At 65.2% G+C, this 11,313-nt stretch carries 11 protein-coding genes; 2 read left to right on the plus strand and 9 right to left on the minus strand.

All coding sequences use genetic code 11. The annotated features are described in order from the left end of the window. Positions 1-2 precede the first annotated feature (2 nt). The 4 genes from CIT39_RS31710 to CIT39_RS31725 all read right to left on the minus strand — a co-directional run bounded on the left by CIT39_RS31710 (position 3) and on the right by CIT39_RS31725 (position 4,068). Positions 3-737, minus strand: coding sequence for an MBL fold metallo-hydrolase (locus tag CIT39_RS31710; RefSeq protein WP_094976388.1), 735 nt, complete (start codon positions 735-737; stop codon positions 3-5). 21 nt (positions 738-758) lie between these two features. After that, positions 759-1,064 (minus strand): DUF6460 domain-containing protein, encoded by a 306-nt coding sequence (locus CIT39_RS31715; protein WP_018320831.1) that lies wholly within the window; start codon positions 1,062-1,064, stop codon positions 759-761. Positions 1,065-1,378: 314 nt separating this feature from the next. Beyond that, the gene (locus CIT39_RS31720; RefSeq protein WP_094976387.1) at positions 1,379-3,034 is read right to left on the minus strand and encodes an ATP-dependent DNA ligase; all 1,656 of its coding nucleotides are present in this window, start codon (positions 3,032-3,034) and stop codon (positions 1,379-1,381) included. After that, the gene (locus tag CIT39_RS31725) at positions 3,031-4,068 is read right to left on the minus strand and encodes a ligase-associated DNA damage response exonuclease (RefSeq protein WP_094976386.1); all 1,038 of its coding nucleotides are present in this window, start codon (positions 4,066-4,068) and stop codon (positions 3,031-3,033) included. Before CIT39_RS31725 ends, CIT39_RS31720 begins: the two co-directional genes overlap by 4 nt. A gap of 134 nt (positions 4,069-4,202) precedes the next feature. Between CIT39_RS31725 and CIT39_RS31730 the strand changes: the two genes are divergently transcribed. Continuing rightward, positions 4,203-5,129, plus strand: a complete 927-nt coding sequence (locus CIT39_RS31730) for a class I SAM-dependent DNA methyltransferase (protein ID WP_094976385.1) — start codon at positions 4,203-4,205, stop codon at positions 5,127-5,129. Positions 5,130-5,244: 115 nt separating this feature from the next. Then, positions 5,245-6,474 carry an ABC transporter substrate-binding protein gene (locus tag CIT39_RS31735; RefSeq protein ID WP_162308784.1) on the plus strand — a complete coding sequence of 410 codons (1,230 nt, stop codon included), beginning with the start codon at positions 5,245-5,247 and terminating at the stop codon, positions 6,472-6,474. A gap of 21 nt (positions 6,475-6,495) precedes the next feature. Here CIT39_RS31735 and CIT39_RS31740 read toward each other — a convergent pair whose 3' ends face one another. The 5 genes from CIT39_RS31740 to CIT39_RS31760 all read right to left on the minus strand — a co-directional run bounded on the left by CIT39_RS31740 (position 6,496) and on the right by CIT39_RS31760 (position 11,303). Further along, on the minus strand, positions 6,496-7,347 hold the full coding sequence (locus tag CIT39_RS31740; RefSeq protein ID WP_094976383.1) for an amidohydrolase family protein: 852 nt from the start codon (positions 7,345-7,347) through the stop codon (positions 6,496-6,498). Positions 7,348-7,350: 3 nt separating this feature from the next. Beyond that, on the minus strand, positions 7,351-8,328 hold the full coding sequence (locus tag CIT39_RS31745) for an aldo/keto reductase (RefSeq protein WP_094977037.1): 978 nt from the start codon (positions 8,326-8,328) through the stop codon (positions 7,351-7,353). Positions 8,329-8,435: 107 nt separating this feature from the next. Then, on the minus strand, positions 8,436-9,368 hold the full coding sequence (locus tag CIT39_RS31750; protein WP_162308785.1) for a sugar-binding protein: 933 nt from the start codon (positions 9,366-9,368) through the stop codon (positions 8,436-8,438). 94 nt (positions 9,369-9,462) lie between these two features. Next, on the minus strand, positions 9,463-10,545 hold the full coding sequence (locus CIT39_RS31755; RefSeq protein ID WP_162308786.1) for an ABC transporter permease: 1,083 nt from the start codon (positions 10,543-10,545) through the stop codon (positions 9,463-9,465). Continuing rightward, a complete protein-coding gene (locus CIT39_RS31760; protein WP_094976380.1) occupies positions 10,545-11,303 on the minus strand; it encodes an ATP-binding cassette domain-containing protein in 759 nt (252 codons plus the stop codon). The genes CIT39_RS31755 and CIT39_RS31760 overlap by 1 nt, the downstream gene beginning before the upstream one ends. Positions 11,304-11,313 lie beyond the last annotated feature (10 nt).

An 11,313-nucleotide genomic window follows, 5' to 3' on the forward strand; every position in this document is an offset into this window, starting at 1 on the left:
GGTCAGAACACGACGACCATGCCGTCCTCGGCCGCCATATGGGGCAGAGTCTCGAGGCGCGACAGCATGTCGTCGCTCATATGGGTAAGGACGAGCCGCTTGGCGCCGATCGCCGGCAGATGCTGTTCCAGGGTCTTCAGGCTGAGATGGTTCTTCACCACCTTCTCGTACATATAGGCTTCGGCAATGAAAAGATCCGCGCCATGCGCCAGCGGAATGAGCGTCTCCGTCCATTCGGTGTCGGCGCTGTAGGCGAGCGTGCGGCCCTCGGCCTCGACGCGGTAGGCGAGGAAGGGCCCGCCGGATTCGCCGTGCACGACCGGATAGGGCGTCACCGTCACGGCGCCGAAAGTCCGGCTCTGCTCGGGCGCGAGTTCGATGACGTCGAGCTCGAAGCGCTGCTGCGTCTTCGAGGAATGCTCGAACAGCACCTCCATCACCTCACGCAGCCGCCTCTCGATGCCTTGCGGGCCTGCGATCGTCAGCGGCCGCGTCCGCCGCGAGAACTGGGCGTCGAGCAGAAAGAACGGCAGGCCGGCAAAGTGATCGCCGTGGAAATGCGTGATCAGGATGAGATCGATGTCGTTGCGGTCGATATCGAGCCGCTTCAGCGCCGGCAGGGCCGACGCACCGCAATCGATCAGGAAGTTGGCTTGGCGCCCCGAGACATGGAAGCAGGTGTTGAGCCTGCCGCCGGAGCCGAAAGCGTCGCCGCAGCCGACGAAACGGAGTTGCATCGGCTGCGGACCTTCAAAATCTCACCGGCCGCGCGGCGTGCCGAACACGCGCGAGAGCAGCCAGATCGGGATCACGATGACTGCGCCGAGCAGGAAGTAGCGCCACAGCCAGTTGATGGTGTCGAAGCCGAGATCCCACAGACGCTGGAACAACAGGCGGATGCTGGTGAGGATGTTCCAGGGATCGAAGCCGATCGCGGCGAGCACGACGCCGACCAGGATCGAGAGCAGGACCAGGCGAAACGCGACCGCCAGCGGCGAGCCGCCGAGAAAGCGGTTCAGCCCGTCATTGCGGCCGGCCGGCAAGTCTCTGACGTCTTGGACCATCTCAAACTCCTTGGCGGATTCGACCCATTATAGGGCACGGCGAGGCAGATGGGGAACCCGCAACGGGGGGTCAATCGGGTTACGGGAGTTTAATTCGGGCAGCGAAGGAATGTGGAGTGTGGCATCGGTGGCGCCGCAGGCTCCCAAACCTCTCCCGCTTGCGGGAGAGGTCGCGCCGAAGGCGCGGGAGAGGGCTATCTCCTCTTGGGGATTGTCCCAATGCGGAAACAGCCCTCTCCCCAACCCTCTCCCGCAAGCGGGCGAGGGAGCGCACCACAATCGTGGCGACTGTCGAGACTCATCGCCTTCACGCCTCAAACCTCCGCCGCCTCCGTCTTCAGCATCCTCTCCAGCGTTTCCAGCCGGTCCGCCTCACGCGGCGGCTTGTCCCAGCGCAGGCGGCTGATGCGGGGGAAGCGCATGGCGACGCCGGATTTGTGGCGCGGCGAGCGCTGCAGGCCCTCGAACGCCACCTCCAGCACCAAGCCCTTGTCGCCCTCGTGGACGACGTGGCGGACGGGGCCGAATTTTTCCGTGGTGTTGCGGCGGACGAAGCGGTCGATCTGCAACAGTTCCTCGTCGGTGAAGCCGAAATAGGCTTTGCCGACCGGCACCAGCTCGTCACCGCCCTCGCCCGCGGTCCAGACGCCGAACGTGTAGTCGGAATAATAGGACGATCGCTTGCCATGGCCGCGCTGCGCATACATCAGCACGGCGTCGATGATGTGCGGATCGCGTTTCCACTTCCACCACTGGCCCTTCGGTCGCCCCGGGAGATAAGGCGCGTCGCGCCGCTTCAGCATCACGCCCTCGACGGCGTCCGCGTCTTCGCCAGCGCCTGCACTGGCGGGATCGGTCCGCGCGGCCGTCAGCGCTTCCCAGCTTGCGAAGGGAACCGTGGGCGACAGATCGATGCGGGGATCGCCTAGCTTCCCGATAAAGGTCTCCAGCCGTTCGCGCCGTTCCGTGAACGGCAGCTCGCGCAGATCGTTCTCGTCGTCGCCGAGCAGATCGTAGGCGCGCAGGTGGATCGGAAACTCCTTGATCAGCTTGGGCGAGACGACCTTGCGGTTGAGCCGCTGTTGCAGGACGTTGAAGCTCTGTACACGGCCCTCGCGCACGATCAGAAGCTCGCCGTCGATTGCGCCGGGCAGACACAGCGACGGTACGAGATCGGGAAAACTCCCGGTAATGTCCTCACCGGTGCGCGAATAGAGCCGGGCCGTGATGTGGCCGCTCTCGTCGCGCCTGGCCACGGCCTGCACGCGGATGCCATCCCATTTCCATTCGGCGATGTAGTCGGCGGGATCGAGCGCGGCGAAATCGCTGTCCTCGATCGCATGCGCCAGCATCACGGGCCGGAACGGCGCGGGATCGCGATTGACCGGCTTGTCGCCGCGGCCCTCCAGCCAGGCGAACAGGTCGAGATAGGGCGGTGCAAGGCCGGGCCAGATCAGCTCGACCTCGTGCGGATCCTTGTCGCCGAGCGCAGCCGCCGCGGTCTTCGCCAGCCGTGCCGAGATGCCGATACGAAGCGCGCCGGTGACGAGCTTCAGCAGCGCCCAGCGCCCGGTCTCGTCGAGCTCGTCGAGCCAGCGTTCGAGCTGCTTCGGCAGCTCGGTCTTGCCGAGCGTGCGCAGCGTGGTGACGACTTCGGTGAGGGTGGGCGGCGGTGGGTTGTTGTGAGCGGCGAGCTCGGCCTTCGGCCACATCAGCGCCACCGTTTCCGAGAGATCGCCGACGTAATCGTAACTCAGCCCGAACAGCACAGGATCGGTGCGCGCCGCAATGAGGTCGCGGATCAGCGCCGGCTTGGCGTGCTTGAAACTGAGCGCGCCCGTGAGTGCGGCCAGCGCATAGCCACGGTCGGGATCGCCGACCTCGCGGAAATAGCCGGTGAGCAGCCGCAGCTTGTTGTTGCGGCCGGGCTCGTAGGCGAGACGATCGAGCAGTTCGGCGAAGCGATTCATGCCTCGGCCTCGTCAGAGGTCGGTGCCTCGCTCTCCTCCTCGTCGCCATAACCGACGAGATCGAGTGGCCGTGCTTGCAGGCCTTCGCTTTGGCACCAATGCACCAGCGCGTCTTCCTGGCCGTGCGTGACCCAGATTTCGCCGGCGCCGGTCGCGGCGATGGTGGCGGTGAGGCCGTCCCAATCGGCGTGGTCGGAGATTACCAGCGGCAGCTCGATGCCACGCTGCCGCGCCCGGGCGCGCACGCGCATCCATCCTGATGCGAACGCCGTGACCGGATCAGGAAAGCGCCGTGTCCAGAGATCGGAGGTGGCCGATGGCGGAGCCAGCGTGATGGTGCCGGCGAGCGCCGCCTTCTTCGCGCCCTTCACCGGCCTGAGCTCGCCGAGATCGATGCCGCAGCTCTGATAATACTCGGTGATCTTCTCCATCGCGCCATGCAGATAGACCGGTGCGGCATAGCCCGCCTGCCGCAGCAGCTTGATCACGCGCTGCGCCTTGCCGAGCGAATAGGCGCCGACCAGATGCGCGCGCTCCGGAAACAGCGCTACCGAGGCGAGCAGCTTGTTGACCTCGTCGGCGGCATCGCCATGCCGGAATACCGGCAGCCCGAACGTCGCCTCGGTGATGAAGACGTCGCATTGCACCAGCTCGAACGGCGTGCAGGTCGGGTCTGGCGCGTCCTTGTAGTCGCCGGAGGCGACGATGCAGGTGTCCTTGCAGGTCACCGCGACCTGTGCCGAACCGAGCACATGTCCGGCGGGATGAAACTTCACGCTGACGTCGCCGAGCCGGATTTCCTCGCCATAGCGGATGGCTTGCGTCGAGCCGGCAAAATTCTCGCCGTAACGCAGCCGCATCATGTCCAGCGTTTCCTGCGTCGCCAGCACCGCGCCATGGCCGGGGCGCGCATGGTCGGAGTGGCCGTGGGTGATCACGGCCCGCTCGACCGGACGGACAGGGTCGATATGGAAGCCACCGGGCTTGCAGCACAGGCCGCTCGCGACAGGCAGCAGGATGTCTTGTGGACGCATGCGAGTGATATAGGAAGGAGCCGCTCCAAATTAAGCCGTCATGCGCGGGCTTGACCCGCGCATCCATCGTCCTAAAGAGTTCCTTCTTTGATGGATTGCCGGGTCAAGCCCGGCAATGACGAACCGGTTCCTCAATGCCCCTTCGCCTGTTCCTGTCCTCCGGCGATCTGATCGCCGACCGCCGCTTCGAATTCGCCCGCGACCTCCAGCTCAAGGGCGACCTGCCCGCCGCCGCCGACCTGCTGGAACAGGCGCTCGAGCTCGCGCCGAACTTCACCTCGGCCTGGTTCACGCTCGGCGAAATCCGCGAGGAGCTCGGCGAGCGCGACAAGGCCATCGCCGCCTTCCGGAAGGCGCGCGAGTCCGACCCGGACGACCAGCACGGCGCCGGCTTGCATTTGATACGGCTGGGCGACGAGCAACTCTCGGAGATGCCGAAGGCCTATGTGCAGGCCTTGTTCGATCAATATGCGCCGCATTTCGAGGATGCGCTGGTCAACGATCTCGAATACCGCGCGCCGTCCCTGATCTTCAAGGCGGTGATCGCCGCACGCGTCGCCGCCAGGAAGCCGGCTCTGTTCAAGCGCGCCATCGATCTCGGCTGCGGCACCGGCCTTGCGGCAGCCGCCTTCGCCAAGCAGGTCGATCATTTCACCGGTATCGACCTGTCGTCCGGCATGATCAAGGAGGCGCGTGCGACGGGTCTTTATGCCGAGCTCGAAGTCGCCGACATGATCGATGGCTTGCGCGGCAAGCCCAATGCAAGCGCGAACCTGATGGTTGCGGCGGATGCGTTCGTCTATTTGTCGGATCTCGCGCCGGTGCTGACGGAAGCAAGGCGCGTGCTTGCAGCGGGCGGCGTGCTCGCCTTCACGCTCGAGACCCACGATGGCAGCGGCATCATTCTCGGCGAAGGCCTGCGTTATGCCCATGCAGCGGAATATGTGCGGAGCGCGCTCGTCAGGGCCGGACTGAAGCTCCTGACATTGCAGACGGCATCGCCGCGCATCGAAAACAACGAGCCCGTGCGTGGCCTCGTCGTGGTCGCCGAGAAAACTTGAGTCTAGGCGCTAACTCCCTGAAATTTCAGCGTCATTGCGTCGCAAAGCGGTGACTTCCCACTTGCGAGCCGTGCGGCGATGCCAGCACAATGCGCTCGCCAGGGAGAAAACAAAAATGTCGAAGAATCCATCGCGGCGCGATTTCAGCGCCGCCGCGCTCGCTACCATCGCCGCATCGACCTTGCCCGCACCTTATGTCTGGGCCGCGGACAAGAAGTACGATGCGGGCGCCAGCGACACCGAGATCAAGATCGGGCAGACCGTGCCGCATTCCGGTCCCGGCTCGCTCTATGGCGTGTTGGGGCGCATCGGTGAAGCCTATTTCCAGATGCTGAATGAGAAGGGCGGCATCAACGGACGCAAGGTCAAGTTCCTCACCATGGACGACGCCTATAGCGCGCCGAAATGCGTCGAGGCGACGCGGCGCCTGGTCGAGCAGGAAGAGGTGCTCGCGCTGTACGGCTCGCTCGGCACCGCGCCGCAGACCGCCGTGCACAAATACCTGAATTCCAAGGGCGTGCCGCAGCTGCTGCTCAACACCGGCGCGTCGAAGTGGAACAACCCGAAAGAGTTCAAATGGACGATGGCGGGCCTGCCGCTCTATCCGACCGAGGCGCGCATCCTGGCGCGCCACGTCGTCAGCGTGAAGCCGAACGCCAAGGTCGGCATCCTCTACCAGAACGACGATTTCGGCCGTGACTTCCTCGGTCCGTTCAAGAAGGTGCTGGCCGATGCCGGCGGCACCGCATCGGTGATCATGGAGCAGACCTACGATCTCACCGATCCCACGGTCGATTCCCAACTCATCAATCTCTCGAAGTCGGGCGCCGACGTCTTCTACAACATCTCGACCGGCAAGGCGTCGTCGCAGTCGATCCGGAAGGTCGCCGAGCTCGGCTGGAAGCCGCTGCAGCTTCTTTCCGCCGGCTCGACCGGCCGCTCGATCCTCAATGCCGCGGGCCTCGAGAACGCCGCCGGTATCGTCGCCATCCGCTACAACAAGGAGGTCGGCCTGCCGAAATGGGAGAAGGATCCCGACGTCATGGCGTTCGAGGAATTGCGCAAGAAGTACACGCCTGCGATCGATCAGGACAACACCATCGCTTTCGCCGGCTACGGCCAGGCCGTGACCATGGGCGAGATCCTGCGCCGCTGCGGCGACGAGCTCACCCGCGCCAACGTGCTGAAGCAGGCCTCGACGCTGGCCGGTTTCCACTCGCCCTATTTCCTCGACGGCGTCACCTACAGCTACACGCCCGAGAACTACACGCCGATGAAGACGCTCTTCATCTCCACCTTCACCGGCAAGGACTGGGACATCTCCGACAAACCGATGTCGGAGTAGTCGAGGGCGCACGCCGCAGCGCTATTCTGCGATCGCCAGCCGATACGCCCGCGTCGCATTCACACCAAAGGCCTTGGCCCGCAGCTGCGGGCCAAGCTTCGTCAGGCAGGCCTCCAGCGCGCGCTTGATCTCGCCATAGCTTCCCGCAAGCAGGCATACTGGCCAGTCTGAGCCGAAGATCAGCCTGTCCTCGCCGAAACAGCTTGCGGCGTGCGCGACGAACGGAAACAGCCGCTCAGCATCCCAGTCGTTCCAGACTGCCTCGGTCGCAAGCCCCGAGATCTTGCACCAGACATTGCCGCAAGCCCCGAGCGCCTTGATGCGATCGGCCCACATTTCGCTTCCATCATCGGCGATCGGCGGCTTGGCGGCGTGGTCGAGCACGAAGCGCGCCTGCGGAAAGGCTTGCGCGGTTGCGATCGCGGCGGGCAACTCGCGGCTGCGGACCAGGAAATCGTAGGCGAGATCGTGCGCGAAGACCGCGGTGAGACCGCGCTGCACATCTTCGCGCAGCAGCCACTCCGGATCGCCCTCGTCGTGGACCTGGTGGCGAATGCCAACCAGCTTGTCGCCGCCGGGTGAAGCGCGAAGCCGATCGAGCGTGTCACCCAGCGAAGCATCCGTCAGATCAGCCCAGCCGACCACGCCGACAACGAAGGGATTTTCGTGCGCTATTTGCAAAAATTCCTCGGTCTCCTCCAGCGCGGAGCGGCATTGCACCACGATGCTGGCGTCGATGCCGTTCGTTCTCAGCAGCGGTGCAAGATCGACCGGACCGAAAGCACGCCGGATCGGCGCGAGCTCGTCCGCCGCCATCCAGGGATAATCGGCCCGCGCCGGGTCCCAGAAATGCTGGTGGGCGTCGATGATCATGGCTTACGCTCCACCCGGCAACGGCGCGCGGGCATCGACGAGGTTTCGCGCCCGTAGCTCCTGCCAGAAGGCCGCCGGCACCGTCGTCTCCGACATCGCGATGTTGTCGGCGACTTCCGCCGCGTTGCGCGCGCCCATCACGGCGACCGTCACGGCCGGATGCGCCATGCAGAACTGGAGTGCGGCGGCCTTCAGCTCGGTGCCATGCTTGCGGCAAAGCGTGTCGAGCGCGAGCGCCCGCGCAACCAGCGCCGCATCGGCATCCTGATAGTTGAACTTCGCGCCGGCGTGCGGATTGGCCAGAATGCCGCTGTTGTAGATGCCGCCGAGCAGGATGCCGATGCCTTTCGCGGTGCAGAGCGGAAACAGCGCATCCAGCGCGCCCTGGTCGAGCAGCGTGTAGCGCCCGGCGAGCAGGAAGCAGTCGACCGGCACTGCCTCGGCGAAGCGGACCGGCATCTCCGACTGGTTCATGCCGGCGCCGATCGCCTTGACGGTGCCCTCGCTGCGCAAGCGCTGCAGCGCGCGGAAGGCGCCGGCGACGGCGTCGTCATAGTGATCGTCGGGATCGTGCACCAGGAGCACGTCAACGCGATCGAGGCCGAGGCGCGACAGGCTTTCCTCCACCGATCGCATCACGCCGTCATGGCTGAAATCGAACACCGGCCGCTCGCGCGGCGTGCCCTTGTAATGCTCGTCCTCGGCGGCGCCGTCATCCGGCGCGCGCAGCAGACGGCCGACCTTGGTCGAGATGACGTAGGAGTCGCGCTTCTGCTGCCGCAGGAATGCGCCGAGCCGCCGCTCCGCGAGGCCGAAGCCGTAGAGCGGCGCGGTATCGAAGAAGCGCACCCCGAGCGACCAGGCGCGCGCGACCGTCGCCTCCGCATCGGCATCGCTGACGGGGGCGAACAATCCGCCGAGCGGGGCGGAACCGAGCCCGATCGAGGTGACGTCGAGTGAGCCGAGCCGCGATCGTTTCATTCCCATTGCCTTCCAGCAGTCTTCATTACAGCAGTCCAAATCATCTCTCCCGCTCGCGGAAACCGCAAGCGGGAGAGGTTCGCAGGAGCGCGGGGCTGGCGGCGCTCCTACTTCAACATCTGCGCGACGTTGTCCTTGGTGACGAGGTCGAGGCCGGTGTAGACGATTTCCGGAACCTTCTCGCCCTTCTTGATGGCGAGCAGCGTGTCCATCGCTTTCTCGCCCATCTCGAACGGGCGTTGACCGACCAGCGCGTTGGCATAACCGTCGCGCAACAGCTCGAGCTGCATCTTCAGCGTATCGGCGACGACAAGCGTGAACTTGCCGGAATCGATGTCCTTCTTGCTCCTGGAAGCGAACGCCTTGAAGCCTTCAGGCGCGAACATCGGCCAGCCGCCGATCGGAACGATGGCGGCGAGATCTGGCGTTGCGGTGCGCATATCCGTCATCTGCTGCACCGCGAGCGCGGGATCGTCGTTGCAGAACGTCGGAGAGCCCGCGACCTCGGTCCATTTCGAGCCCTTCAGCGCCTCGCGCACGCCGTCGACACGCTCGGCGAGGTTCTTCGCGCCGGGGCCGCCCGAGACCATGGCGTATTTGCCGCCGTCGGGCCGCATCTTCACGAGCTGCTTGCCGAGCGCGACGCCGAACTCCTTGTTGTTGGTGCCGATATAGGCGATGCGCTTGGAGCCCGGCGCATCGGCATCGAATGTGATGACGGGAATTCCGGCCGCGCTCGCCGCCTCGATCGACTTGGTCATGGCCGCGACGTCGGCGACCGAGATGGCGAGGCCGTCGACCTTCTGGGTGACGAAATCCTGGATGATCTGCGCCTGCGTCGCCGGCTCGTGCTCAACCGGCCCCTTGTAGATGCACTCGATATTGCCGAGCTCCTTGGCACGCTTCAGGCAGCCGTCGCGCGCGAAGTCGAAGAACGGATTGTTCATCGCCTTGGGCACGATCACGAAGCGGTAGTTCGCGGCGAATGCCGGCGTCGCCATTATCGCAACCGCGATGCCGGCAAGTAGAAATTTCCTCATCGTCTCCTCCACCCTTGTTTGGTGCCCATCCTCTCGAAAGCGACCGGGAAGCGGACAGGCAGCGTTTTATTTGCCTTCCCGAAACGACGTTGATTCAGTTCATCCGCGAGCGGATGCGGTCGACCAGCACAGCCAGGATGATGATCACGCCGACCAGCGTCTGCTGCCAGTAGGAGGAGACCTGCGCCAGCACGAGACCGTTGCGGATCACCTCCAGCAGCACGCAGCCGACGATCGCCCCGAGCGGACCGCCTATGCCGCCGGCGAGGTTTGCGCCGCCGATCACGGCCGCCGCGATCACGTTGAGCTCGTAGGACGTCGCCATGTTGGCCGGCGCCGATCCGAGCCAGCCGGAGATGATGATGCCTTGCAGGCCCGCGGCGAGCGCGCAGAGCACGTAGACCTCGATCTTGACCCGCACGACCGGGATGCCGGTCAGTTCCGCAGCCTTCTCGTTGCCGCCGAGCGCGAAGACGTGGCGGCCAAACGAGGTGTGGTGCAGCACCACGGCCATCGCCAGCGCGAGGACGATCAGATAGATGAAAGGCACGGGCACGCCGAGCACGTCGCCCGAGGTGAGCGCATAGAAGCGATCCGCATCGGGCCCACCCGGAAAGCTGCCGCGTCCGTTGGAGACGACATAGCCGAGCCCGCGCACGATCGAGAGCATGCCGAGCGTGGTGACGAAGGGCGACAGGCCGAGCACCGCGATGCAGAAGCCATTGACGAGACCCGCGATCAGCGCGACGCCGAGGCCGGCGAGGATCGAGACCAGCAGGATCAGGCCGGGCACGTTGGCCACAACGGTCTTGCCGTCGGTCGCCATGTGCACGAACAAGGCGCCTGCAGGCGAGCCGGGCGCCGACAGCTCGGTCATCACCATCGAGGTGATCATTGCGGAGAAGCACATCATCGATCCCACCGATAGATCGATGCCGCCGGTGATGATGACGAAGGTGACGCCCAGCGTTGCGATGGCGATGAAGGAAAAGTTCTTCGCCACGTTCTGCATGTTGCCTTCGGTGAAGAAATAGGAACTGGCGAAGTGCATGATCACCAGCAGCACCGCGAGCGCGAGCAGGACGTAGCCGGTCTGCGAGGCGAAGATGCCGCGCTGCCACCATTTCGTCTTGCCGACGTTCGAGAACATGACGGGAGATTCCATGGGCATGGCCATCACGCCGCCTCCTTCGCGCCGGTGATGAGGGCGGTGACTTCCTCCGGCGAGGTCTGGTGGATCGGCTTGTCCGCCCGCTTCTCGCCACGGCGCATGACGATAACGCGGTCGCACACCGCGAACACGTCGGGCATGCGGTGCGAGATCAGCATCACGGCGACGCCTTGCTCCTTGAGCCGGTGGATCAGGCCGAGCACCTGCTCGACCTGGCGCACCGAGATCGCGGCGGTCGGCTCGTCCATCATCACCAGCCGCGCGTTGGAGAGCCGCGTCCGCGCGATCGCGACGGCCTGGCGCTGGCCGCCCGACATCTGCTTGACGAGATCGTCGGGGCGCGTCTCCGAGCGCAGCTCGCCGAACAGTTCCAGCGCGCGCGCCGCCATCGCCTTGTGGTCGAGCAAAGCAATGGGTCCGAATTTGCGCTTCAGCTCGCGGCCGAGGAACACGTTGGCCGCCGCGGTGAGATTGTCCGATAGCGCGAGGTCCTGGTAGACGACCTCGATGCCGACCGCGCGGGCATCGACCGGCCGGCTGAAATGCACCGCGTTGCCGGCAAAGCGGATCTCGCCGTGGCTGGGCCGGAAATTGCCGGCGATGATCTTGACCAGCGTCGACTTGCCCGCGCCGTTGTCGCCCATCAGCCCGACCACCTCGCCCGGCAGGACGTGCAGATCGACGCCGTGCAGCGCGCGGATCGCGCCGAACTCCTTGCCGATCCCGGTCAACTCGAGGACCGGTGTCGCGTCAGCGTTTGCCATCAGCAACCTC

The organism is Bradyrhizobium symbiodeficiens (assembly GCF_002266465.3).
GTDB lineage: Bacteria > Pseudomonadota > Alphaproteobacteria > Rhizobiales > Xanthobacteraceae > Bradyrhizobium > Bradyrhizobium symbiodeficiens.

What these genes read in the sequence shown, in the direction of transcription:
- CIT39_RS31710 (WP_094976388.1), bottom strand. Translation starts at nt 737, where the DNA reads ATGCAACTCCGTTTCGTCGGCTGCGGCGACGCTTTCGGCTCCGGCGGC.
- CIT39_RS31715 (WP_018320831.1), bottom strand. Translation starts at nt 1,064, where the DNA reads ATGGTCCAAGACGTCAGAGACTTGCCGGCCGGCCGCAATGACGGGCTG.
- CIT39_RS31720 (WP_094976387.1), bottom strand. Translation starts at nt 3,034, where the DNA reads ATGAATCGCTTCGCCGAACTGCTCGATCGTCTCGCCTACGAGCCCGGC.
- CIT39_RS31725 (WP_094976386.1), bottom strand. Translation starts at nt 4,068, where the DNA reads ATGCGTCCACAAGACATCCTGCTGCCTGTCGCGAGCGGCCTGTGCTGC.
- CIT39_RS31730 (WP_094976385.1), top strand. Translation starts at nt 4,203, where the DNA reads ATGCCCCTTCGCCTGTTCCTGTCCTCCGGCGATCTGATCGCCGACCGC.
- CIT39_RS31735 (WP_162308784.1), top strand. Translation starts at nt 5,245, where the DNA reads ATGTCGAAGAATCCATCGCGGCGCGATTTCAGCGCCGCCGCGCTCGCT.
- CIT39_RS31740 (WP_094976383.1), bottom strand. Translation starts at nt 7,347, where the DNA reads ATGATCATCGACGCCCACCAGCATTTCTGGGACCCGGCGCGGGCCGAT.
- CIT39_RS31745 (WP_094977037.1), bottom strand. Translation starts at nt 8,328, where the DNA reads ATGAAACGATCGCGGCTCGGCTCACTCGACGTCACCTCGATCGGGCTC.
- CIT39_RS31750 (WP_162308785.1), bottom strand. Translation starts at nt 9,368, where the DNA reads ATGAGGAAATTTCTACTTGCCGGCATCGCGGTTGCGATAATGGCGACG.
- CIT39_RS31755 (WP_162308786.1), bottom strand. Translation starts at nt 10,545, where the DNA reads ATGGCCATGCCCATGGAATCTCCCGTCATGTTCTCGAACGTCGGCAAG.
- CIT39_RS31760 (WP_094976380.1), bottom strand. Translation starts at nt 11,303, where the DNA reads ATGGCAAACGCTGACGCGACACCGGTCCTCGAGTTGACCGGGATCGGC.